Raw genomic sequence first — 22,014 nt, 5'->3', positions numbered from 1 at the left:
TTCCGTTTTCTTCCTACATCGATTATCATGGTCACAACTAGCATACAGCGCCTAGCTGTAGCGCCATGAGCTTGAATTTAATGGCTGATATCAATCAAACCTTTCTAGACCTGCAAGAGAAAATTAGCAACCATACTGCTATTGTTGGTGTGGTGGGTTTGGGATATGTAGGATTGCCCTTTGCTGTGGAAAAAGCTAAGGTTGGCTTTACTGTGCTGGGGATCGAGCAAAATCCGCTACGAGCTGAACGAGTTAATCAGGTTGATAATTATATCACCGATGTTAATAATGAAGACCTGAAGCAGGTGGTTAAAGGTGGCAAGCTCAAGGCATTTCCCGGCTTTGATCATGTTCCGGAAATGGATGTGATCGTGATCTGTGTCCCGACACCCTTGACCAAGAATCTGACGCCGAACTTAAACTACATCGAAAATGTCACCCAAAAAATTGCTCACCAACTGAAACCAGGTCAGCTCGTGACGTTGGAATCAACTACCTATCCGGGGACAACGGATGAGGTTATACGCCCGATGCTAGAACAAATCAGTGGTCTCAAGCAAGGTGAAGATTTTTTCCTGGCTCACTCTCCAGAGCGGGTAGACCCCGGAAATAAACGCTACACGACCAAAAATACCAGTAAGGTGGTAGGGGCATCAGATGGTCATTCTCTGGAGATAGCGACGCTGTTCTATGAGCAAACCATTGAGCATGTTGTACCTGTTACCAGTGCTAAGGCGGCTGAGTTGGTTAAGGTGTTTGAGAATACGTTTCGAGCAGTAAATATTGCCTTGGTCAATGAGTTGGCACTGTTGTGCGATCGCATGAATCTAAATGTCTGGGAAGTGTTAGATGCTGCCAATACTAAACCCTTTGGGATTATGCCATTCTATCCCGGACCGGGGGTAGGGGGTCACTGTATCCCTATCGATCCCCATTATCTCGAATGGAAAGCCAAGGAATTTAACTTTGAGACACATTTTATTGCCCTGGCGGGTGAAATTAACCGCAAAATGCCGGAGTTTGTGCGAGAGAAAGCACGGCGAGTTCTGAATAATTTGGGTATTGCTCCGGCAAAAGCGAAGGTGCTGGTTATCGGTGTAGCTTATAAGAAAGATTTAGGAGACTGGCGAGAGTCACCCGCGATCGCGGTTATCGATTACTTGTTAGAGGATAACGTGAATGTGGTTTATCATGACCCTTATGTTCCCGAAATCGAAGCACAAGGGCAGATGTTTTACTCGGTTGAACTGACGGATGAGACAATCGCTGTAGCTGATTTGGTGATTATTGCCACAGACCATAGCCAAATCGATTATATTAACCTGGTGGAGAAAGCCAAAGCCGTTCTGGATACGCGAGGTGTGACGCGGCTGTTGAAATGCGATCGCGAAAAGGTGACACTTCTATGAAGCCTGTAATTGTCGTCGGTGCAGGAAACTGGGGCAAAAATTTGGTGGATAATTTTTATATCCTGGGGGCGCTGGCGGGTGTGGTGGAGGTGAATCCTGAACTTCGCCAAGGTGTATCAGCAACCTATTCTGATGTGATAACATATAGTGATTATCAGGACGCTCTAGCCGCAGATGTTCCGGCGGTGGTGCTAGCTACACCAGCCGCGATGCATTACCCAATGGCACTCGCCGCCTTGGAAGCTGGGAAGGATGTATTTGTGGAAAAGCCGATGTGCTTGCAGGCTGAGGAGGCGCGGCAATTGGCGGAATATGCGGATCAGCATGAGCGTATTTTAATGGTAGGGCATTTATTACTCTATCAACCCGCGATCGCTTGGATGCGGGATTATTTAGCCAGTGGGAAAGCCGGAGAGGTGTTGCATGTAGCAACCCAACGGGCGAAACTGGGTAAGGTTCGCACTGAGGAGAATGTTTGGTGGTCCTTTGCTCCCCATGATATTTCAGTCGTGCTGGATTTATTAGGCAATCCTCCGGTGAAAACGGTGCAAGCTAACGGTCATGGGATGTTACAGCCTAAGATTGAGGATAATGTCCATGTAGACCTAGAGTTTGAGCTGGGTCAGACTGCCCATATTCATTGTTCCTGGTACTGGCCCCTACTGCAACGGATGACAGTGGTGATTGCCAGTAAGCAAATGTTGGTCTACGATGAGGTCTTGCAAACCGTTACGGTGTACGACAAGGGTGTTGATGATCAGTTGCGGAATCGCGATCAAGGGAATTGGTGTGTGCAGGTGGCAACATCTGAACCGCTGAAAATTGAGTGTGAACATTTCTTGCACTGTCTCAAGACTCGTGAACGCCCTCGTTCCGATGGTTGGAATGGGGTAGCTGTGGTGGAAATTTTGGCAAAGGCGCAGGAGGCGATGGGTGGCTGATTATTTCGTCCACGAATCAGCTTATGTGGATGAGGGGGTTCAGATTGGTGCAGGAACGAAAATCTGGCACTTTTGCCATATTATGGGCAAGGCGAAGATTGGTCACCATTGTTCTTTGGGGCAGAATGTTTTTGTGGCGAATAATGTGGTGGTGGGTGATGGCTGTAAAATTCAGAATAATGTTTCTCTCTATGAGGGGGTAATTCTGGAGGAGTATGTCTTTTGTGGTCCGAGTATGGTATTTACCAATATCAAGACGCCGCGCTGTGAGTTTCCTCGGAATACCACTGAGGATTATCAGACGACGTTAGTCAAGCGGGGGGCGAGTATTGGCGCAAATGCGACGATTGTCTGTGGGGTGACGTTGAATGAGTATGCGTTTGTAGCGGCGGGGGCGGTGGTGACGAAGGATGTACCCGCTTATGCGATAGTTGCGGGGGTTCCGGCAAACGTGACAGGGTGGATGAGTGCTTATGGGGATGTGCTAGAGTTTGATGCTGATGGTTATGCTGTTGACTCAACGGGGGTGAAGTATCAGCGTGTTTCTGCGCTAGAGGTTAGCCAGTTGTAGACACAGGCAGTGTAGATTTATGGTTTCACAATGCCAGATTAAAATTGGCTTTGAAATAACAAGATTCAACCATGGAAGAATTAACGGTTCGCTTAAATTTACCCCGTAATTTACTTGGAGTAATTGATGTCTCGGAAACGGGATTAGAAAATCGTATCCGAGAATTGATTGCCATTGAGTTATTTCGAGAAGGAAGGATTTCTTCAGGTAAAGGTGGAGAATTAGTCGGAATTTCTAAATGGGATTTTATTCAGCTTTTGACCCGGTATAATGTTCCTTATTTTAATCAAACTCCAGAGGATTTAGTTGCCGAGGTTCAGCTCATAGAAACCCTATTGGACTAAACGGAACATACGCACAAACGCCACATATAGTAGGGACACGGCATTGCCGTGCCCCTACAGGTAGCGCCTGTGCCGTCAAGAAAGCGTAAGTCCTATTAGAAATTCGAGAAATCGGAATGGGGGCGGTGGTGACAGCGATAGAAATCCTGTTCCCAAAGAATAAGCGTGCAAGTGTGGGGCGCAAGGCTTATTCTCGCAAACGCCTGGAGGTTTTAGATAGTTTTACTCATTTAGTCGAAATTGATTTGCTTAGGGGAGGGAAGCCGCTCCTGATTTTGGCAGAAAGACCGTGCGGCGATTATGGTATCCTAATCAGTCGTAGCGACAAACGCCCCCTAGCTCAGTTGTATGGGTTTGGGGTTCGGGACAAAATTCCGGTTTTCCTGCTACCCTTACAGTCAACTGATGTGGAACCTATCGTGAATTTACAGGAGTTACTCACCCAAGTCTATGACAGAGCCAGCTTTCACTTAGCCGTGGATTATACGAGTGAACCTGTACCCCCTCTCAAGGGAGATGACGCTGTTTGGGCGGCTACCCTGTTGCAAGAGCGTGGATTGCGGTAATTGTCCAGAATATATTTAACTAGATGAGCCAGATCAAAATTCCTGTTCTAGACCTGAAACCTCAGTATGAGAGTATCAAAGCAGATATTCAGGCAGCGATTAATCGTGTGCTGGAATCTGGTCAATTTATTATGGGTCCAGATGTCAAGCTGTTTGAGCAGGAGGTGGCGGCGTATCTGGGGGTGAAACATGCGATTGGAGTTAACTCGGGTACGGATGCGTTGGTGATTGGTTTGAGGGCGTTGGGTATTGGTGAGGGGGATGAGGTGATTACCACTCCCTTCTCGTTTTTTGCCACGGCTGAATCGATTAGTAATGTTGGGGCAATACCTGTATTTGCTGATGTTGATTTAAGGAGCTATAACATTGACCCAGAAGCGATTAAAGCTAAAATTACGCCTCGGACTAAGGCGATTATGCCAGTTCACCTGTATGGGCAGCCAGCAGCGATGGGTCAAATTATGGATATTGCCCAGGAGAATGGTTTAAAGGTGATTGAAGACTGCGCTCAGTCGTTTGGGGCGCGTTATTGGGGAAGTTGTTCGTCTTGTCAGGGTTTGTGTCAGGAGAATACACGCACTGCGATTAGCGGGAAACATACGGGTACGATTGGTAATGTTGGAGCTTTCTCTTTTTTTCCTTCTAAGAATCTAGGCGCTTATGGTGATGGCGGTTTAGTTACAACTGATGACGATCAGGTGGCAAAAGTAGCATGGATGCTACGGGTGCATGGAGCGAAAAAAAAGTATCATAATGAACTGTTGGGGTACAATTCCCGCTTAGATACGTTGCAAGCTGCTATTTTGCGGGTCAAGCTGCAACACATTGACACTTGGAATCAAGCAAGGAGAAAAGTTGCCAGAACTTACAACGAAGGTTTAAGAGGCATTCCCGGCATCATTCTACCGGAATTAACTGATGGTCATGTATTTCATCAATATACGATTCGCATTACCAATGGTAAAAGGGATCGAGTACAGCAGTTATTAGCATCACATGGCATTGGCACTATGCTTTACTATCCAGTGCCGCAAGATCAGTTACCAGTGTATAAAGGTCAATATACTCCAGCTCCAGTGAGTAATAGGCTTTCAGAGCAAGTGCTTAGTTTAGCAATTTGGCCAGAGCTTGAGCCAGCCGTCATTGAGCAAGTTGTGCAAGCCCTTAAGCAAGTATTAGAGTATGTCTAAAAATTTTGTTATTAGGATTCAATGAGATTTGATGGCAGCCTTTTTGGTATCGATATGGCACCAACTCCGTCGGGGGACGTTTCTTACCCATGTGCTGATACTGGTCGGCGGAACGGCTCTCAGTCAAGCCTTATTATTTCTGTCTTCACCCATAATCACCAGGCTCTATACACCTGATGATTTTGGTGCTTGGTCGCTAATTCAGAGTTTCAGTTTAATTTTTTCGGTGGTAGCAAGTTGGCGATACGATGTGTCAATTGTGCTACCTGAAAACGATGAAGAAGCTGCAAACCTTTTTGCAGCTTCTGTACTCATTTCCGTAGGTATGTCTATTCTCCTACTTCTGTCGATTGCCTTCTTTGGTCGTCCGGTTTCACAACTGCTAGGCATTGAGGAAATTGGTCAGTGGCTGTGGCTTCTTCCTCTCATGCTCTTATCCACAGGTTTGTATCAGAGTAGTAACTTTTGGTCTACTCGAAAGCAGCAATTTATGCGACTAGCTATTGCCACGCTTACTCAAGCCTCTGTAACGATAAGTACCCAGATAGGTGTACCAGTGATTATGGGCATCAATGTCGGTGCATCTGGTCTCATCATGGGGACAATTGCCGGACAACTGACGGGTACAGGGTTATTGACTTTAAAAATATTGCTGAAAGACGGTAACTACTTATGGCAAGTTTTTTCGTGGATATCTATCAAAGAAGTAATCTACAAATACAAAAATTTTCCCCTTTATGTTGCTCCCTACAGTTTTATTGGAAATGCCAAAAAACAGTTATTATTGATGCTTTTGGGCATCTACTCGACAACCAATATTGTTGGATTATATGCTCTATCGACAAAAATTTTACAGATGCCAATCAGCTTGATTGCATCGGCTTTAAACCAGGTGTTCTTTCCAAAAGCATCCAAAGAGCTAAAGTCAGGAGATATGGAAAAATTTGTTCTCAAAGCTATGAGACTATTAGTGATTATCACTACACCTATATTTTCTTTATTTGTCTTTAATTCTAGATGGTTATTTTCTAATATTTTTGGCGCGAATTGGACTAATGCTAGCATTTATGGGGTATGGTTGGCATTACCAACGTTCATGCTTTTGTACACTTCATGGTTAGATAGAACTTATGATATTCTCGATCGGCAACGCTTAGCTCTATCGATGGAAATTATTTACGATATCCTGTCTGTTTGTCTGTTTTGTGTACCGTTAATTTGGATGAAAAGGTCAGACGTGGCTGTTGCTACTTACAGTATAGTCACTACTATCTACAATGCGATCTGGTTGGTTATTACATTTCGCGTTGCTAAATTCTCTCTCAGAGGGCTATGGCAAATTATTCAGTATTTTATTAGCTTATTTCTCTTGGCTAGTTTAGTCCATAAGATAGCAACGCTATTGTTTTCAGAAATAGGGATTGTAGCTACCGATGTAGGTATAGCTGTAGTATACTATAGCGGTTTGTGTTGGAATCTGTATCACACACAAAAAAAGAGGAAAGCAATATGAGTACTTTAGAAAAATGGAAAAATTTTTGGCAACAAAAGACAACTCCATTACATCGTCATGATACGGAGGAATATTATCAGTCTTATGCCGCAGAACTAAAAATTCTTTTTCAATCTATAAGACCTAAAACTATACTGGAAATTGGATGTGGAAATGGAGCTATGTATGAGTATTTGGAATTCAACCGAGCCAGATATAAAGGTTTAGACTTTTCCTTTTCTATGCTTGATGCTTTTTCTAAAAAGTATCCAACTTTAGAATTGGAATGTTGTGATGGTTCTTCATATCAGGATACGAATCAATACGATCTAATTTTCTCTAATGGCGTTCTTCAATACTTTGATCAGACTATGCTGGATCTACATTTTAGTTGTGTTAAGGCAATGATGCATCAAGAATCATATTTCGTTTGTGCATCTATTCCTTGGGAAAATCAAAGATTTAACTTTTATAACGGCGAATTAACAAGTAAAAAAGAAAATTTATTAAAAGGATATAAAGGTTTTATCAAAAGTATCTTTCATGATAATATGGGTTATTGGTATAATTTTGAGGATATTAAAAAAGTAGCTTCAAAATATAAAATGTCTGTAGCTTTTTATGGTTCAATGCATTACATGTATAGATTCCATGCCGTAATCAAGCTAAGGTGAAATTACCCAAAGATGCAATTGTTGCTGAATGAAAAAGGCTCATAGGTTAGCTTGTTTTGAAAATGACATTAGATAACACTGAAATACCTTATGTCAATAGCATTTTTCAACAGCCTTGGTGGTTGAATGCAGTTGCACCTGATCGATGGTCAGAAGTTGTTCTAAACGTGGGAGATAAAATTGTAGCAAGGTTGCCATACACCATTGAGAAAAAATTCAGCCTCACTCTTTTGAGGCTTCCACCTCTGACTCAAACATTAGGCCCTTGGTTACGACCGTCAGCAGCTAAATATACAAATCAGCTAGCTGAGCAAAAGGAGTTAATGAGTGAATTGATAAAACAGCTCCCTGCCTACGACTATTTTGCACAGCAGTTTCACTACTCTATAACCAACTGGTTACCATTCTACTGGAATGGCTTTAATCAGACTACTCGCTATACTTATGTGATAGAAAATTTAGAAGATTTAGATTTAATTTGGCATGAATTTCGAGAGAATATCAGAAGAGAAATTCGCAAGGCTCAAAAGCAAGTTAGAGTTCGCACCGATCTCGGTATTGAACGTTTCCTCGATATCAACTTGCTGACTTTCCAACGGCAGGGTGAAGAGCTTCCCTATAGTCGCGAACTGGTGAGGCGTTTGGATGCAGCTTGTGCTGAACGTCAAGCCCGACAGATTTTTTTTGCTGAAGATGCTAAAGGTCAAGTTCATGCAGCTATCTACATTGTTTGGGATAATAACTCTGCTTACTACTTGATGGGGGGTGGCGACCCGAAACTACGTAGTAGTGGTGCAACCAGTTTATTGATGTGGGAAGCTATAAAATTCACGTCAACTGTGACCAATAAATTCGATTTTGAAGGTTCTATGGGAGAAGCTGTAGAACGTTTCTTTCGAGCTTTTGGTGCCAGACAAATACCCTACTTTCGAGTAACTCATATGAGTCGGCGCATGAAGTTGCTGATGGCTGGTCGAGAAATGGTCAAAGCTTTTGTTTAGTAAGGCTAATGATATTCATCCAAATTCCGGGTACATACACAGATGAACGCCGCTACATTCTCGCAGTCATGTTCAACGAGTTTTTAGGTTTGGACATTCAAGTGCAGGTTAGCGATCGTCAAGATGTGCGAATCACAGTAGATAGTGTTCGCGAACTAGTCGTTGCTGATGGACTGTTTGCAGTACCATCTAACCAGTGGTTGCAGCATGCTTCTTTGCCGAAAAGACCCCTAAAGACCTGGAACTTAGCTACTACAAGATTGACTGCCATTACTGTAAATCCCCAGATTCCGTTAATATATGGCGATGACCCAAGCACTTCAAACTTTTTCCGTCTGTCTGAGGAGAGAATCCATCTTGGGCTTGATATATTCGGTTCAGCATTTTTTATGCTTACCTGCTATGAAGAAATGGTGAAAGGCGATCGAGATCAACATGATCGCTTTCCAGCTAAATCTTCTCTCGCTTATCAAGAGAGATTTCTAGAACGTCCAATTGTTAACGAGTACTTGGAAATTCTTTGGTGGTGTCTGAAGTACTTATGGTCAGGGTTGGAGCGTAAGTCGCGTCAGTTTCGAGTTTGTTTAACTCATGATGTAGATAATCCTTTTGAACTGACTCCGTTCCAGATGAAGAGATGGCTGCGTCGATTAGGAGGGCATCTAGTGTTGCGGCGCGATGTGGGATTAGCTTCATCTTTAGCTGTGAATGGCTGCTTTGCTGCCTTGGGCTTACCCCATCAAGACGGTCTCGATACTTTTGATTGGGTAATGGATCAAAGTGAGTCAATTAGAGTCAAAAGTGCCTTTTACTTCATCTGTGGTGGAAATAGTCAATTTGACCCTTGCTATGATGTCAACAGTCTTGCTATTCGTAAGCTAATTCGGCAAATTTTGAGTAGGGGACATGAGGTAGGGTTGCACCCCAGTTATGATACTTATATTCGACTTGACAAACTAAAGATAGAGGCTTACACTCTCCAGTGTATATTATCTGAGGAGGGAGCCTTTACAGGTGAAATCGGTGGTCGCCAGCATTTCCTGCGCTGGAAAGCCCCTGATACGTGGCAATACTGGGAAGACTCAGGTTTAGCATACGATAGCTCATTGGGTTATAGCGAACATGTGGGGTTCCGTTGTGGTACTTGCTACGAATATCCTGTATTTAATCTTAAAACAGGTCAAGGTTTAAAACTTCGAGAGCGACCTTTAACCATCATGGAATGTAGTATGCTCAGAAGCAGCTCAATGGGACTCTCCAATGATAAGGCATGGCTTGAGGTCAAAAAGTTGATTGATGTTTGTAGAGTTTTTGACGGGGATTTTACTCTTCTGTGGCATAACTCGGAGTTGGTAACTGGTAAGAGTCGAACTCTATATAAAAGAGTTATTACGCACCTTGAAAATAGCTTTAATATACACTCTCAATGAATTAATCGCCTTGATGCTTGTTAGTTAGATAATATGTTAGATATTTGTATAAGTAAAACTAAGTTGATTTATTTGGTTAATGCTTTTATTTTGAAAATAACCTTAGATCTCTCCAGTTATTATGTTTTGGCTGGACGCTACGCTCCATTCACCCTAACCCTAGACTTGAATTTAGGTAAATTAGTAGAATCTTACTGTCTCCTTACTGTCATTGTCCTAGCTATACAAGCTAAGATACATCGTATTTCATATACAGTAATTTGGTTGTTTTTGATCATCCATTACGTTCCGTTGCTAACTGTTTATGGTTTATCAAATGAGTCACGATATTGGATGTATAGTGTAACATTGTTTTGGTTATTTGTATTTTGTATTATACAAATACCAATTAAAATAGAACCCTTATTCGCAAGGATTTTTATTTTAAAAGAAACAAAAAAAAATCTTACATTTTTCTACTTTTTTTCTTTTTGTATTATTGCTTATGCGATTTTAGCTTTTCTATCAGCTAATAACTCCTATTTAACTATAAATTTTGTAGATATTTATAACCTCAGGGCATCATTAAGTTTTAATTTACCTTTATCTAATTATTTTATTAATTGGATGGGCTGCATCATTATGCCTTTTTTTATCAGCTTTTCTATGATCAACAAGAAATACCTAACTTTAGGGGTAAGTATTTGCGGTGAAATTTTACTGTTTGCCGCCTCCGGTCAAAAAACATTTCTATTGATAATCCCCTTGATTATAGTTATAACATGGAGAAGCAAATCTCGAATAATTTCTTTCTCGTGGCTAGCCCTAAGTATGGCAACAATAATTTTCTTGAGTTCTATGGCTTTTTATATTGGAGAGACATGGTTAACGGCAATTTTTACTAATCGTTTACTGATTCTGCCAGCAGTCATATCATTTCAACATTATGACTTTTTTTCAGAAAACTCTCCTACATACCTTGCTCATGGCATTTTAAAAAATTTTGTTCAATACCCTTATGATACTTTGCCTTGGTATGTCATTGGAAAATTATACTATGGTAATCCTCATGTTTCCGCTAATGCTGACATGATTTCAGATGCTTACATGAACTTCCGTGATTTTGGAGTATTTCTATTAGCTCCACTTTTTGCAATCTCGCTACGTTTAATAGACGGGTTTTGCCGAGTCCGCGATCAGAGGCTTGTACTATCTATGGTTTTAGTGCCACTCTTGTATTCATTAAACACTAGTTTTCTAACTTCTATTCTTACAGCGGGTTTTGGAATAGCCATCCTACTCTTGTACACTATTCCAATTGTGGCTGTACAGAAGGGAGGTCGTATTGATTTTAGAAGTAAGAATAAGTAAGGTTTTTCATGCGAATAGTATTGATAGCTGAAACCTTCTCAAAGAACATGGGCTACCTGGGAAACATTCTGCCCAAATATCTGGCTCGTTTAGGCGTAGATGTCCATATGATAGCTATGGATTTGCCGCATTATTATCAGATGAAAGATTTTAAGGAAACATATGGTAACTTTACTGATTCGACAGTATTGCCTCCAGGTACGGTAGAGAGATATGATGGCTACACACTGCACATACAGGCTCACAAGAGGCTGATGGGATATATGCGTATAGTAGGCTTGTGGGATAAACTACAAACCATTCGCCCCGATATTGTTCAATCTTTGCCTGCGATTGGGTGGATTCCGCTTGATGCTTCCTTATTCAAACCTGTTTTGAAATATAAGCTATTTACGGGAAGCCATACTGCAGCCAGTTGCTTTCCGTTAGCGAAGCGACAGACGCCTTTCTGGCATAGAGAGCGACTTAAGTGCTTTGTCACCCGAACGATACTGGGTCGTCTAGTCAGTTTAGCTACTGAAAAGTGTTATGCACCTACAAAAGACTGCGCGGAGATTGCTTGGCGTTTCTTCGGTGTAGAACAACACAAGGTTGAAGTCATGCATTTAGGGGTAGATACGGATTTCTTTTTTCCAGCCATCTCGGATGCTACAGTTCAAGAGCGCAAGGCGTTGCGTCAACGCCTTGGGTTTGGCGAAAATGATGTTGTATGTATATACACGGGAAAGTTCACCGAAGAGAAAAATGCGCTAATCCTAGCAAAAGCTATATCTCAACTGCGTTCTATGGGAGAAGCATTTTGTGGTCTGTTCATTGGTAACGGTCTACAAAAGAAGTTAATCCAAACTCATTCTTCGTGTAGAATATTAGACTTTATGCCGTTCAGTGAACTGGCTCCTTACTACCGTGCGGCTGATATCGGTGTTTGGCCAACAAATGAAAGTACATCAATGCTAGATGCGGCAGCTTGTGGAATCCCAATCATTGTTAGTGATGGAATCGTTTATCGCGAACACGTAGAAGGCAATGGTCTTGTGTATAAAATGAATGATTTAGACGATTTAGTAAGGGTTCTGCTTCATTTGCATAATTTCAAAGAAAGGAAACAGCTTGGTTCTTTTGGGAGTGAGAAGATGCTAAAGGAATTTAGCTGGTACTCTGTAGCCAAGCGCAGGCTTAAGGAATATGAAGCAGCACTTAGCTCACAGAGGAGGTAGCGCTGGTAGCTTTTAACACTGAAACTGGAGTTATTAGGTTGGGGTGGAAATAGAACAAACCTATGGGTTGGAACTTAGAGTTGAAAAATTGGGTGGCTCAGAACCTATATTTACCTTTCAAGGTTCTACGTTATTTAGAAACAAAAGCTTACCATTTACACTGCCGATCTATTACTTCTATTCACAAGGATGCGAAATTTGTATATCGTGGTAGAGTTTATAACATTCGCAAGCAACGTGATGCCATTAAAGTTGGGGCAAATAGTGTGATTTGTGGAGAATTATTAACCTTTGCTCATGGAGGTAGTATAGAAATTGGGGAATGGTGTTTTGTAGGTGAAGGATCTAAAATTTGGTCATCCGAACAAGTTAAGATCGGAAATAGAGTTTTAATTTCTCACAATGTTAACATTCACGATACCAACAGTCACCCCCTCCATGCTCAAGCCAGACATGAGCATTTTGTGGAGATAGTTCAACAAGGACATCCCCCAAAAGCAGACAATATTATCTCATCACCTATCATCATTGAAGATGATGTTTGGGTTGGGTTTAATTCCATCATTCTACGAGGTGTAAAAGTTGGCGCAGGTAGTATTATCGGAGCGGGAAGTATAATCACAAAGGATGTTCCTGCCAATAGCTTATTCCTTCAGAATAAAATTGTAAAATACCTTGATGAAAACAGTTAAAGAAAGTCAATTTTTTTATCCTCTTTTCAATCACTATACCAACTCACCTTCAGTTGCATTATGCCGTATTCCCGAGCTGGAATTATTGAGTCAAATCCAATTAGAACACCCAATCCTCGATCATTGCTGTGGAGATGGCTACATTGCGGCAATGGCATTTCCCAAGACTATTATGGATGCAGGAGTTGACCTTAGCCAAAAACAACTGGATACCGCTACGCAACGGGGTAACTACACACGACTTGAGTGTGCTGATGCTGGTATAGCCTTGCCATTTAAGGATGGAAAATTTGCAACCGTGATCAATAACAGCGGAATTGAACATATACTCAATTTAGATAAATCAATATCAGAGATTGCACGAGTTTTAAAGGTGGGTGGAAAAGTTTACTTAAATGTACTCAATAATCGCTACTTTGATCGCTGGCCCCTTAGCCCAGAAACGGCAAATAGCTATAGGAATTTTCAGCCTTTTTATCATGCTCTCAATGAAAGGGAATGGCGCGATGTGCTAGAACGGCATAAATTTAAAGATGTGACATTCACAGATTATTTTCCAGAATCTACCTCAAAAGTTTTGGCCGGTCTGGATTATCGTTACAGCGCCCATTATTTTCGGAAACGAATTTCACCGCTAATAATACTAGAGCGATTTCTCCCAGCATCTTGGCTAGTTGGACGTTGGCGTACTAAGTTTGGAAATTTACCCTGGCAAGCTGCACCGGGTACAGGTAGCGGCTTTCTAATCTCTGCAACTAAAGCTGAGGTGTAGGTCGTGGAATATTGCACTTGGGAAGAGGCTGTTAGATGGCTGCTTGCTCAACCAGATCAGCAGAAGATCGTGCGGGACTGTTACTATGATCGCCCTTTAAAATCTACAGCAGCCCGTTATTGGCAAAGCCCCGAATGGCAAGCAATTAGAGCATTTTTTCCCATGCAGGAAGGATACGCTCTAGATCTGGGAGCTGGTAATGGTATTGCCAGCTATTCTTTAGCAAAAGATGGTTGGCAAGTCAAAGCCTTGGAACCCGATCAAAGTAATCTCGTAGGATGTGGTGCGATCAAGCAGCTAGCTGAAGAAGCAAAGTTGGCTATCGAGGTTATCCAAGGAATTGGTGAAAATCTCCCCTTTAACGATCGCACGTTTAACCTGGTATTTGCTAGACAAGCGTTACATCACGCTCAAGACTTGCGGGAATTGTCTCAAGAAATCTATCGCGTCCTCAAACCTGGGGGAGTTTTAGTAGCAGTACGAGAGCATGTGATTTCTTACCAACGCGACTTACCTAAATTTCTAGATGCTCATCCCCTTCATCACCTCTACGGCGGAGAGAATGCTTATCTGCTTAACGAGTATTTAGGAGCAATGACGTTAGCTGGGCTACAAATTGAGAAAGTCATCGGCTCTTTTGACAGCGTTATTAATTATGCCCCACTGACAGAGACATCGCTTAAGGAGGAGTTGAAGAAACGCTTTAACCGCATACTAGGTGGTAAAATTGCTTCTCAGTTACTTTTGAGCGATCACATTTTTCCGCAATTCCTACATCTACTTTCTAAGATTGACCAAAGACCAGGACGTCTTTTCAGCTTCATTTGTCATAAGATGGAGGATTAAACCTGATGGCAGTAGTTTGGGTAACAGGTGCTCGTGGCTTCATTGGTAGTAACTTATCAAAATATCTGGCACAACAGGGGCATCAGGTTTTAGGAGTTGGTCATGGAGCATTACCTCCAGAGATAGCTGCTAAGTTTGGCTTATCCTTTTGGGTCAACGGGGAAATTGAAGGCTCCAACTTACAGCAGCTTCTCAGTCGAGCGGGGATACCTGACGTTATCTATCATCTTGCTGGAGGTAGTTCAGTTGGCTTGTCTGTACAAGCACCTGCTGAAGATTTCCGGCGTTCTGTCATCTCCACAGCAGCACTACTGGAATGGATTCGAGTATATGTACCAGAGGCGAGATTAGTACTCGCTTCGAGCGCGGCTGTTTATGGCGATGGTCATCGGGATGCCATTATAGAGAATGGGTATTTTACCCCCTATTCTCCCTATGGATTCCACAAGCGTACAGCGGAATTATTATGTGAATCTTACGCCCATAACTATGGTTTGCAAATCGCGATCATACGCTTATTTTCTGTCTATGGTCCTGGTTTATGCAAACAACTCCTCTGGGATTTATGTTGTCGTTTGAACCAGTTTCCCTCTATACTGAGGCTTCATGGAACGGGTCATGAAATCCGTGACTGGCTTTATATAGAAGATGCAGTACGTGTCTTGATAGCGGCAGGAGCCAGTGCTTCTCAAGCTCCCTTTGTAGTCAATGGTGGCACTGGGTTCGGCACTTGTGTCCGTGAGGTAGCGATGATGCTATGCAATGCTTGGGGTCAATCACCTGAACTGCAATTCTCTGGTCAGAGTCGAGTCGGTGATCCCTTTGTATTAATAGCCGACACCACACGCCTCCAGACCCTGGGATTTGTTCCCCAATATAAATTAGTATCAGGTCTGGAGAACTATGTTCGCTGGTTTCAGCAAACTTCAAGAGTCTAAGCCACTCGGAGTCAGGGAAAATGATGAACAGGCGAGATAAGTCGAGATATGAGTAAACCAAAGGCTATTATCATTAATTTGTCTACGTCTGGTAGCCGATTGGGTGGTGCCGCGATCGCTGCTGAGTGGCACGCTCGTTTTATTGCGCCCCAATTCCCTATAGAACTTTGGCGAATGTGGGATGATAACCAAGAACTATACCTGGATAACTTAAAAATCCGGCAGTATGCAACGAAAGTCAAATTTGGGCTTTTAGGTCAATTACTTCCTAAGCAGGCAAAAGCTTTTTTTCTAGATAGTGATATACTTGATAAACTTCTAATCGATCCTCCTGATATCATCCATCTGCAAAATCCGCTTCCTGCTCTAGCTTTTGAAAGAATAGCGCATCAAGCCCATGAAGCAGGTATAAAGGTGGTAGTTTCAACCCATGGTTTTTATGAGGTCATGAACCCCAACTACAGTCTGAATGGATTCAAGCAGTGGGCATGGACTCAGTGGATTACTAAGCCCCATCTAAAATCTAGCCGTTATGTGGATGCTGTTCTATCAGGGTATCCTGATGAGAGAAAAATGCTCATCAGGATGGGGTTTAGTGAAGATAAAATTTATCTAGTTCCCAATGGAGTTAATCCGTTTTTCCTGAATAAACCTTTAGAGGAAGAGTCTCAAGAGGTTCTGAAAAAGTTTAATCTGGATTTAGAGCGACCAATACTGTTGTTTGTGGGGAATCATACAGCAAATAAGGGATTAGATATAGTATTGAAGATTGCTTCAAAATTATCGAAACCTGCTGTTGTAGTTATTGGAGGTAGGTTATCTGACCCTGAAGAACCATTACGCTGGCGAGAAAATTTTCCGCCAGCAAAGCAAGTAGATGTTGTCTTTACTGATTATTTGACACTGACTGACCAAAGGGCACTTTATCATTTATCTACTCTCCTACTTTTTCCGAGCTTGGCAGATACCCTCCCACTAACTATTTTGGAAGCAATGGCTAGTGGTTTGCCAGTTGTTGCTTACAGCGTTGGAGGCATTCCATATCAACTAAAAAATGCCTCTGGCATTGTGGCAGCACCTGGAGATACTCAGACTTTTCAAGCAGCTATTGAGTCTCTATTGTCTGACGAAAGAGCTAGACAGAAACTGTCTAATAACGGTAAGTTAAGGCAGCAGGAATTATTTTCGTGGGAGTTTGCGGCAACACGAACTGTACAGATATATAAGCAACTCTTAGCTCGAAAAAAATGGGAAAATCAGTAGTCATAATTTCTCAATACTTTTATCCCAGTCTTGCTTCGACTGCCCAACTAATGACTGATTTAGCGAAGGGACTTGCAGCAAGAGGTTATCAGTTAAAGGTTTTCACTAGTAGTAGTGCAGAGAAAAACACTACTAATGACGCCCTACTAGAAGTGGAAGTATCGCGTTCATTTTCCTTGAGCCAACAAAACCCCAGTATCTTATACAAAGCGGCTAATTCTCTACTTTTCTTAGTGAGCAGCTTGATATATGTAACATTTAAAGTTCATCGTAGTACTCCTATACTGATTACATCGAATCCTCCTTATTCTGGAGTTATTGGTATCTACTTTAGTTCTATTAAAAAAGGTAAATTCTATTTTATTCTGCAAGATATTTTTCCGGAATCTGCTGTTCTTTGCCGAATTTTAGAACCTCATAGTATTTTATTCAAGCTATTTAGTTTTTTAAGCTATTTAACTTTTAAGTATTCTAACTCGATGGTTACGCTTAGTCAATCCATGAAAGAATTTTTAGAAAAAAAACATTTTAAACTGGAACAGAAAAAAAAAATAAGGATTATAGAAAATTGGTCTATTGAGGCTATTCCTATCTGCGAGAAGCAAGAAAATGAGTTTGCTAGGCGATATGGCTTAACGGAAACTTTCACTGTACTTTACGCAGGTAATATGGGACGCCTTCACGATATTGAAAGTCTCGCTAACACGGCTTACATGCTGAGTAATCAACCTATACAGTTTATTTTTATTGGAAATGGTTTCAAAAGATCAATGCTAGAGAATTATGTGTGCAATTATAAGCTCACTAATGTCTTATTACTACCTTTTCAACCTAGAGAGATGATACCCCTGTCACTCACAGCTTGTGATGTCTCCCTAGTCAGCCTTATTGAAGGTGCTGAGGAAATTATTGCCCCTTGCAAACTTTATGGGATGTTGGCAGCGGGTCGAGCTATCCTTTCGATATCCTCTACAGGTTCTTATATCGAGCAACTTCTGAATGACTATAGTTGCGGTATTAACTGTCCCCCTCATAACCCTCAGCAACTGGCAGATACGATCGCTAAACTAGCAGCAGACCCAGAACGAGTGACAGCAATGGGAAAAAGAGCTCGTCAACTTTATGAAGAAAAGTACACATTCAGCCGCGCCCTAGATGAGTATGAAAAGCTATTGTTTAATACCGAACTGCTCAATTAGTTAAAACCTGTAGACAATTGAACTCTATTCTCATAACTGGTGCTAAAGGCTTCATCGCTAGCCATCTCATGCCCTACATTGATAAACCAGATCGGCAAATTACGGCTGCTATTCGTGACCGTTGTTCCTCTAATCAATTTCCTTCTTCTGTTATTTCCGTTACTATCGGAGACATTAACGGCGACACGAATTGGCAACAAGCTCTCAAAAATATTGATACTGTAATTCATCTAGCAGCTCGCGCTCACATCCTAGGAGAGGAAATTCTAAATCCGGAAGCAGAATTTCTCAGAATTAACACCGACGGCACTGCGAACCTCGTCCAGCAATCAATCCAAGCAGGAGTAAAGCACTTTATCTTTATCAGCTCCATCGGCGCAATGGCTACCCTAAGCGACCATCCCCTCACGGAAACCTCCCCTTGCCAACCGGATACTCCTTACGGACGCAGCAAACTCCAAGCCGAACAAGCCCTAATCGATCTTGCCAGCCAAAGCAGCATGACCTGGACTATTCTACGCCCTACCCTAGTCTATGGTTCTGGCAACCCTGGTAACATGGAACGCCTAGTTAAACTCATCAATCGAGGCTTACCCTTACCCTTCGGTCTCGTTAACAACCGCCGTAGCCTTCTCTACGTCGGTAATCTCGTTGATGCGATCGCGACTTGTCTAACTCACCCCAACGCCAAAAACCAAACATTCCTGGTTAGCGATGGTCAAGACCTCTCCACACCCGAACTAATCCGCAAGATAGCCTACCACTTAGAACGCCCTTGTCACCTCCTCCCAGTACCACCCAGCCTGCTCAAAATGGCAGGTCATCTAGGAAATACCATCGAACAATTTACTAAACGCCCCCTACCTCTGAATACTTCAACCATTGACCGCCTGCTAGGTTCCTTAGTTGTTGACAGCAGCCACATCCGAAACACCCTAAACTGGCAACCACCCTACACCGTTGACGAAGGACTCTCAAAAACCTTGCGCTGATGTATACTGTTCGCGGTCACAAACTGAGCTTTTGTCATGCAGAGCTTAGTGAAGTACAGCGTAACATCTGGTGAGATTCTTCACTCCGCTATCGCTCCTTTCAGAATGACAAATTTGACCGTGCGAAGTATACCTCTCTAACGGAACTCACCAGAAACCAATAGGTCATATAGTAGAAAAAGTGTGTGTGAGAAGTGTAATAGACGAACATGTTAACTGTTCTTGCGGCTGCCAGTGTTCTGGCGAGTATCCTCCTGACCAATATAATTAAACGACGCTTCAGCAACCACTTACTAGACATCCCCAACGATCGCAGTTCCCATACCCAACCCACTCCCCGTGGTGGTGGCTTGGGTTTCATCCTGGCTTTTGCGATAACGGGGTTAATTGCCTCTCTATTCGCCAGTTCTTTCCCTCAACTCCTATCCAACCCCCAAATTAACCCCAACCCAACCTTCCTCTGGCTCATCCTCACCCCCCTAGCCATCATTGGCATCATCGATGACCGCCAAGGGCTTCCCGCCAGAATACGCTACCTAGTGCATCTGTCTGTCGCCAGTCTCGCGATCGCGTGTTTCGGTTCCTTCCCCCTACCCTGGCTCCCTAACTTCGGTATAGTCGGTCAAATCCTCGCGATCGCACTCACCCTAATTGGCATCACCGCCCTAATTAACTTCTACAACTTCATGGATGGTTTAGATGGTCTGGTTGCCAGCGTCACCGCCCTCCAGATAGCATTCCTAGCACTTTACCTCAACCAACCCCTATTCTGGCTGCTTGTCGCCGCCCTCCTGGGTTTTCTCTGGTGGAATTGGTCTCCCGCGAAAATCTTCATGGGCGATGCAGGTAGCACTGTCCTGGGAGCGAGTGTCGCCATCGCCCTGCTCAATACCAATAACCCCATACAAGCCTGGTCTGCTCTCGCCATCACCCTCCCACTCACCGCTGATGCCATCTACACCCTGATCCGTCGCCTCATCCGCCAAGAAAACATCTTTAAGGGGCATCGTAGCCATCTTTACCAGCGGCTTCAGCAATCCGGTTGGACTCATCGCCAAGTCGCCCTCACCTACCTGATTGCCACCAGTATAATTATCCTATTAATCACTACTCTCGGCACTCTAGGGAGTTGGTTCAGTTTAATTGGGGTACTGATAGGACTCGCGATCGCGGAAATGTATCTCCAGGCGACAAGAGCGATCGTTTAAAATGTCGCCCCTACCAGATCCCCGACAACTCCTACGAAGTCGGGGATCTAACTAACTAATATCAGACGGGTGATTCAGGCTCAATCCATCAGACTAGAAGTGTCCAAAATTTTGGTTACAGTTACTTGCCCCAGGTGGAGCTTAGATGTCCCATTGACGACCAATCAGGAAACCTGTAGCATCTAATTAGAGTCTTAATCTGGATTTTAATTGAGGTCTATTCCATGGTTAACCTTCAAGATATCCACTCACTCACTGATTTCAAGCGCAACGCCAGTAACTATATAGAACGCATCCGAGAAACGAAAGCACCAATGGTACTGACAATAAACGGTGAGGCGGCTGTGATTGTCCAAGATGCCCTCAGTTTCCAACATCTACAAGATCGCCTCAAGGAACTCGAAGCGGAATTAGAGAAAGTTAAGCTGAAAGCCTTACAGACAGAAATCCGTCAAGGAGTTGAGAGCGGAGAAGCCACACCACTTGACATTGAAGACGTGATCCGTCGAGGTCAAGCACGAAGTCTTGAACGTCGAAGCACAAAGCAAGGTGTATGAGCGAAATTTTCAAGCGTCCTCTTGCTCAGACAGATTTAGATGATCTCTGGGACTATCTCGAAGAACATAGTAGTCAAGAGCAGGCAGCCGATTTTCTGAGAAAGCTTTATGCTAAATTGGAGACCCTTGCCCAAAATCCTTATATGGGGCGTACTCGTGACGAGTTGTTACCGGAACTGCGGAGTTTTCCATTTAGGGACTATCTGATTTTTTACTTTCCCCTGACAAATGGAATTGAGGTGGTGCGTGTGCTTTATGGGAGACGGGATATAGAGCGTATTTTCGCCGAAGAAGAGGAAGAAGAAGAAATGTGACGATCTAATCGTAGACTAGTCGGCGTTTTGTCACCGTAGTGGCGTCGCACCGTGGCACACCTAATCTGATGGATTAGATTCGGCTTGTAGTAGGGAACCTGGGTTCCTAGATTCTGTTGGGTTTCCTTGGGTCAACCCAACCTACAATCTATGCCACCTTTTATTTTAGCTGTGTCAGCCCACTACGGTCTATCTCGCGATCGCGAAACGTTGCTTCCCAGTATAATTTCAGCAACATCATTATCCTAGGTCATCCTCACTCAAAGCATCTGGATCAATCCCCAACGCCCGCAACCGTTCTGCCAACCGCTCACTTCGCTGACGCTCCTGCTCTAACTGCATTTCCAATTGCTCCGCCCGTTGTTGTTCCTGCTCAGCTTGCTCGGCGGGTGTAGGTATCCACCGATTAGTCCCATCATACCAACGTAGCCACAATCCCGTAGTCTCCTCAAACACCCCTTGCCAAATGCCTAACCCTAACTGTAATTCTTCCAACCACAGCCGCTGATTTTGTAGCGATAACTCCTGATAACGAGTACCCGATAAACAAAAAGCTCTAAACTGATTGACATACCGATCAAACACCACATAGTAAGGAATACGCAAAATTCGCTCGTAGACCTCCCACTTCGTCGGCGGTTGGTTCACATCCCGCAATGTCTGCCCCAAATCTTCCGGTGTTGTACCGGGGGAAAGCAACTCAACCACTAGCAAAGGCGTAACCCCCTCCTGCCAAATCACATAACTCCAGCGCAAATCCTGTTGCTGGGTAAATCGGCGCACCCCAAGAACGACAAACCAATCAGGACGCTTGTACCAACGGGGATGACGCGGATCATAGTAAAGGTTCAAGTCACTGGCGACAAACACTTGATCGATAGGCTGATTCGGGGGTTGGCAAGTTTGACTGAGCAAGTCAGCCTGCAATCGGTGAAACTCATCGGGCAAGCCAGGTTCCTCCACCTCTTCACTGGGTAGATCATACATGGTGGGTAGAGTTTCCTGAGGAGGGCGGGGGGGATCAGTTTGATACATAAGCGGTGGTGCG

The 22,014-nt window shown here is 43.3% G+C and carries 23 protein-coding genes; 22 read left to right on the top strand and 1 reads right to left on the bottom strand.

The genetic code is table 11. The features are described 5' to 3' along the window. The first annotated feature begins 65 nt into the window (after nucleotides 1-65). The 22 genes from RIM23_RS24920 (at nucleotide 66) to RIM23_RS24815 (ending at nucleotide 20,966) form a co-directional block, all read left to right on the top strand. Nucleotides 66-1,409, top strand: a complete 1,344-nt coding sequence (locus tag RIM23_RS24920; protein ID WP_446370321.1) for a nucleotide sugar dehydrogenase — start codon at nucleotides 66-68, stop codon at nucleotides 1,407-1,409. Then, nucleotides 1,406-2,350 (top strand): Gfo/Idh/MocA family protein, encoded by a 945-nt coding sequence (locus RIM23_RS24915; RefSeq protein WP_446370319.1) that lies wholly within the window; start codon nucleotides 1,406-1,408, stop codon nucleotides 2,348-2,350. The genes RIM23_RS24920 and RIM23_RS24915 overlap by 4 nt, the downstream gene beginning before the upstream one ends. After that, on the top strand, nucleotides 2,343-2,921 hold the full coding sequence (locus RIM23_RS24910) for an acyltransferase (RefSeq protein ID WP_446370317.1): 579 nt from the start codon (nucleotides 2,343-2,345) through the stop codon (nucleotides 2,919-2,921). The genes RIM23_RS24915 and RIM23_RS24910 overlap by 8 nt, the downstream gene beginning before the upstream one ends. A 71-nt stretch (nucleotides 2,922-2,992) precedes the next feature. Continuing rightward, nucleotides 2,993-3,265, top strand: coding sequence for a UPF0175 family protein (locus tag RIM23_RS24905; RefSeq protein WP_446370315.1), 273 nt, complete (start codon nucleotides 2,993-2,995; stop codon nucleotides 3,263-3,265). Nucleotides 3,266-3,366: 101 nt separating this feature from the next. Then, the gene (locus tag RIM23_RS24900; protein WP_446370523.1) at nucleotides 3,367-3,831 is read left to right on the top strand and encodes a DUF4058 family protein; all 465 of its coding nucleotides are present in this window, start codon (nucleotides 3,367-3,369) and stop codon (nucleotides 3,829-3,831) included. 23 nt (nucleotides 3,832-3,854) lie between these two features. Continuing rightward, the gene (locus RIM23_RS24895) at nucleotides 3,855-5,021 is read left to right on the top strand and encodes a DegT/DnrJ/EryC1/StrS family aminotransferase (protein WP_446370313.1); all 1,167 of its coding nucleotides are present in this window, start codon (nucleotides 3,855-3,857) and stop codon (nucleotides 5,019-5,021) included. 31 nt (nucleotides 5,022-5,052) lie between these two features. Then, nucleotides 5,053-6,534: a lipopolysaccharide biosynthesis protein gene (locus RIM23_RS24890; protein WP_446370311.1), complete on the top strand. Its 1,482-nt coding sequence runs from the start codon at nucleotides 5,053-5,055 to the stop codon at nucleotides 6,532-6,534. Next, complete coding sequence (locus tag RIM23_RS24885; protein ID WP_446370309.1) at nucleotides 6,531-7,187, top strand: class I SAM-dependent methyltransferase; 657 nt, start codon at nucleotides 6,531-6,533, stop codon at nucleotides 7,185-7,187. The genes RIM23_RS24890 and RIM23_RS24885 overlap by 4 nt, the downstream gene beginning before the upstream one ends. A 62-nt stretch (nucleotides 7,188-7,249) precedes the next feature. Then, entirely contained in the window at nucleotides 7,250-8,188 is a 939-nt protein-coding gene (locus RIM23_RS24880; protein WP_446370307.1) for a GNAT family N-acetyltransferase, read from the top strand. Nucleotides 8,189-8,196: 8 nt separating this feature from the next. Next, on the top strand, nucleotides 8,197-9,618 hold the full coding sequence (locus tag RIM23_RS24875) for a polysaccharide deacetylase family protein (protein WP_446370305.1): 1,422 nt from the start codon (nucleotides 8,197-8,199) through the stop codon (nucleotides 9,616-9,618). Nucleotides 9,619-9,690: 72 nt separating this feature from the next. Continuing rightward, entirely contained in the window at nucleotides 9,691-10,968 is a 1,278-nt protein-coding gene (locus RIM23_RS24870; RefSeq protein ID WP_446370303.1) for a hypothetical protein, read from the top strand. A gap of 8 nt (nucleotides 10,969-10,976) precedes the next feature. Then, nucleotides 10,977-12,185, top strand: a complete 1,209-nt coding sequence (locus RIM23_RS24865; RefSeq protein WP_446370301.1) for a glycosyltransferase family 4 protein — start codon at nucleotides 10,977-10,979, stop codon at nucleotides 12,183-12,185. A gap of 62 nt (nucleotides 12,186-12,247) precedes the next feature. Further along, nucleotides 12,248-12,877 (top strand): acyltransferase, encoded by a 630-nt coding sequence (locus RIM23_RS24860; RefSeq protein ID WP_446370299.1) that lies wholly within the window; start codon nucleotides 12,248-12,250, stop codon nucleotides 12,875-12,877. Continuing rightward, on the top strand, nucleotides 12,864-13,649 hold the full coding sequence (locus RIM23_RS24855) for a class I SAM-dependent methyltransferase (protein ID WP_446370297.1): 786 nt from the start codon (nucleotides 12,864-12,866) through the stop codon (nucleotides 13,647-13,649). The genes RIM23_RS24860 and RIM23_RS24855 overlap by 14 nt, the downstream gene beginning before the upstream one ends. Before the next feature lie 3 nt (nucleotides 13,650-13,652). Beyond that, nucleotides 13,653-14,495, top strand: a complete 843-nt coding sequence (locus RIM23_RS24850; RefSeq protein ID WP_446370295.1) for a methyltransferase domain-containing protein — start codon at nucleotides 13,653-13,655, stop codon at nucleotides 14,493-14,495. Between the two features lie 5 nt (nucleotides 14,496-14,500). Further along, a complete protein-coding gene (locus RIM23_RS24845; RefSeq protein ID WP_446370293.1) occupies nucleotides 14,501-15,433 on the top strand; it encodes an NAD-dependent epimerase/dehydratase family protein in 933 nt (310 codons plus the stop codon). A 48-nt stretch (nucleotides 15,434-15,481) separates the two neighbouring features. Next, entirely contained in the window at nucleotides 15,482-16,696 is a 1,215-nt protein-coding gene (locus tag RIM23_RS24840) for a glycosyltransferase family 4 protein (RefSeq protein ID WP_446370291.1), read from the top strand. Further along, nucleotides 16,681-17,895, top strand: a complete 1,215-nt coding sequence (locus RIM23_RS24835; protein WP_446370289.1) for a glycosyltransferase family 4 protein — start codon at nucleotides 16,681-16,683, stop codon at nucleotides 17,893-17,895. The genes RIM23_RS24840 and RIM23_RS24835 overlap by 16 nt, the downstream gene beginning before the upstream one ends. Before the next feature lie 17 nt (nucleotides 17,896-17,912). Then, the gene (locus tag RIM23_RS24830) at nucleotides 17,913-18,887 is read left to right on the top strand and encodes an NAD-dependent epimerase/dehydratase family protein (RefSeq protein ID WP_446370287.1); all 975 of its coding nucleotides are present in this window, start codon (nucleotides 17,913-17,915) and stop codon (nucleotides 18,885-18,887) included. 209 nt (nucleotides 18,888-19,096) lie between these two features. Continuing rightward, entirely contained in the window at nucleotides 19,097-20,095 is a 999-nt protein-coding gene (locus tag RIM23_RS24825; RefSeq protein WP_446370285.1) for an MraY family glycosyltransferase, read from the top strand. A 224-nt stretch (nucleotides 20,096-20,319) separates the two neighbouring features. Continuing rightward, nucleotides 20,320-20,652 carry a type II toxin-antitoxin system Phd/YefM family antitoxin gene (locus tag RIM23_RS24820; RefSeq protein ID WP_446370283.1) on the top strand — a complete coding sequence of 111 codons (333 nt, stop codon included), beginning with the start codon at nucleotides 20,320-20,322 and terminating at the stop codon, nucleotides 20,650-20,652. Beyond that, nucleotides 20,649-20,966, top strand: coding sequence for a type II toxin-antitoxin system RelE/ParE family toxin (locus RIM23_RS24815; RefSeq protein WP_446370281.1), 318 nt, complete (start codon nucleotides 20,649-20,651; stop codon nucleotides 20,964-20,966). The genes RIM23_RS24820 and RIM23_RS24815 overlap by 4 nt, the downstream gene beginning before the upstream one ends. A 240-nt stretch (nucleotides 20,967-21,206) precedes the next feature. On the opposite strand, the gene RIM23_RS24810 is transcribed toward RIM23_RS24815, so the two are convergent. Further along, nucleotides 21,207-22,001, bottom strand: coding sequence for a Uma2 family endonuclease (locus RIM23_RS24810; RefSeq protein WP_446370279.1), 795 nt, complete (start codon nucleotides 21,999-22,001; stop codon nucleotides 21,207-21,209). Between the last annotated feature and the right edge of the window lie 13 nt (nucleotides 22,002-22,014).

Source organism: Coleofasciculus sp. G3-WIS-01, from assembly GCF_040223135.1.
Classification (GTDB): domain Bacteria; phylum Cyanobacteriota; class Cyanobacteriia; order Cyanobacteriales; family Coleofasciculaceae; genus Coleofasciculus.
Note: the sequence above shows the minus strand (reverse complement) of the source record. Positions and strands in the feature narration are given on the sequence as shown.

Coding starts and splice junctions, on each gene's coding strand:
- RIM23_RS24915 (WP_446370319.1), top strand. CDS start 1,406: ATGAAGCCTGTAATTGTCGTCGGTGCAGGAAACTGGGGCAAAAATTTG.
- RIM23_RS24885 (WP_446370309.1), top strand. CDS start 6,531: ATGAGTACTTTAGAAAAATGGAAAAATTTTTGGCAACAAAAGACAACT.
- RIM23_RS24855 (WP_446370297.1), top strand. CDS start 12,864: ATGAAAACAGTTAAAGAAAGTCAATTTTTTTATCCTCTTTTCAATCAC.
- RIM23_RS24905 (WP_446370315.1), top strand. CDS start 2,993: ATGGAAGAATTAACGGTTCGCTTAAATTTACCCCGTAATTTACTTGGA.
- RIM23_RS24895 (WP_446370313.1), top strand. CDS start 3,855: ATGAGCCAGATCAAAATTCCTGTTCTAGACCTGAAACCTCAGTATGAG.
- RIM23_RS24880 (WP_446370307.1), top strand. CDS start 7,250: ATGACATTAGATAACACTGAAATACCTTATGTCAATAGCATTTTTCAA.
- RIM23_RS24875 (WP_446370305.1), top strand. CDS start 8,197: ATGATATTCATCCAAATTCCGGGTACATACACAGATGAACGCCGCTAC.
- RIM23_RS24825 (WP_446370285.1), top strand. CDS start 19,097: ATGTTAACTGTTCTTGCGGCTGCCAGTGTTCTGGCGAGTATCCTCCTG.
- RIM23_RS24845 (WP_446370293.1), top strand. CDS start 14,501: ATGGCAGTAGTTTGGGTAACAGGTGCTCGTGGCTTCATTGGTAGTAAC.
- RIM23_RS24920 (WP_446370321.1), top strand. CDS start 66: ATGAGCTTGAATTTAATGGCTGATATCAATCAAACCTTTCTAGACCTG.
- RIM23_RS24840 (WP_446370291.1), top strand. CDS start 15,482: ATGAGTAAACCAAAGGCTATTATCATTAATTTGTCTACGTCTGGTAGC.
- RIM23_RS24820 (WP_446370283.1), top strand. CDS start 20,320: ATGGTTAACCTTCAAGATATCCACTCACTCACTGATTTCAAGCGCAAC.
- RIM23_RS24865 (WP_446370301.1), top strand. CDS start 10,977: ATGCGAATAGTATTGATAGCTGAAACCTTCTCAAAGAACATGGGCTAC.
- RIM23_RS24860 (WP_446370299.1), top strand. CDS start 12,248: ATGGGTTGGAACTTAGAGTTGAAAAATTGGGTGGCTCAGAACCTATAT.
- RIM23_RS24835 (WP_446370289.1), top strand. CDS start 16,681: ATGGGAAAATCAGTAGTCATAATTTCTCAATACTTTTATCCCAGTCTT.
- RIM23_RS24890 (WP_446370311.1), top strand. CDS start 5,053: ATGGCAGCCTTTTTGGTATCGATATGGCACCAACTCCGTCGGGGGACG.
- RIM23_RS24815 (WP_446370281.1), top strand. CDS start 20,649: ATGAGCGAAATTTTCAAGCGTCCTCTTGCTCAGACAGATTTAGATGAT.
- RIM23_RS24810 (WP_446370279.1), bottom strand. CDS start 22,001: ATGTATCAAACTGATCCCCCCCGCCCTCCTCAGGAAACTCTACCCACC.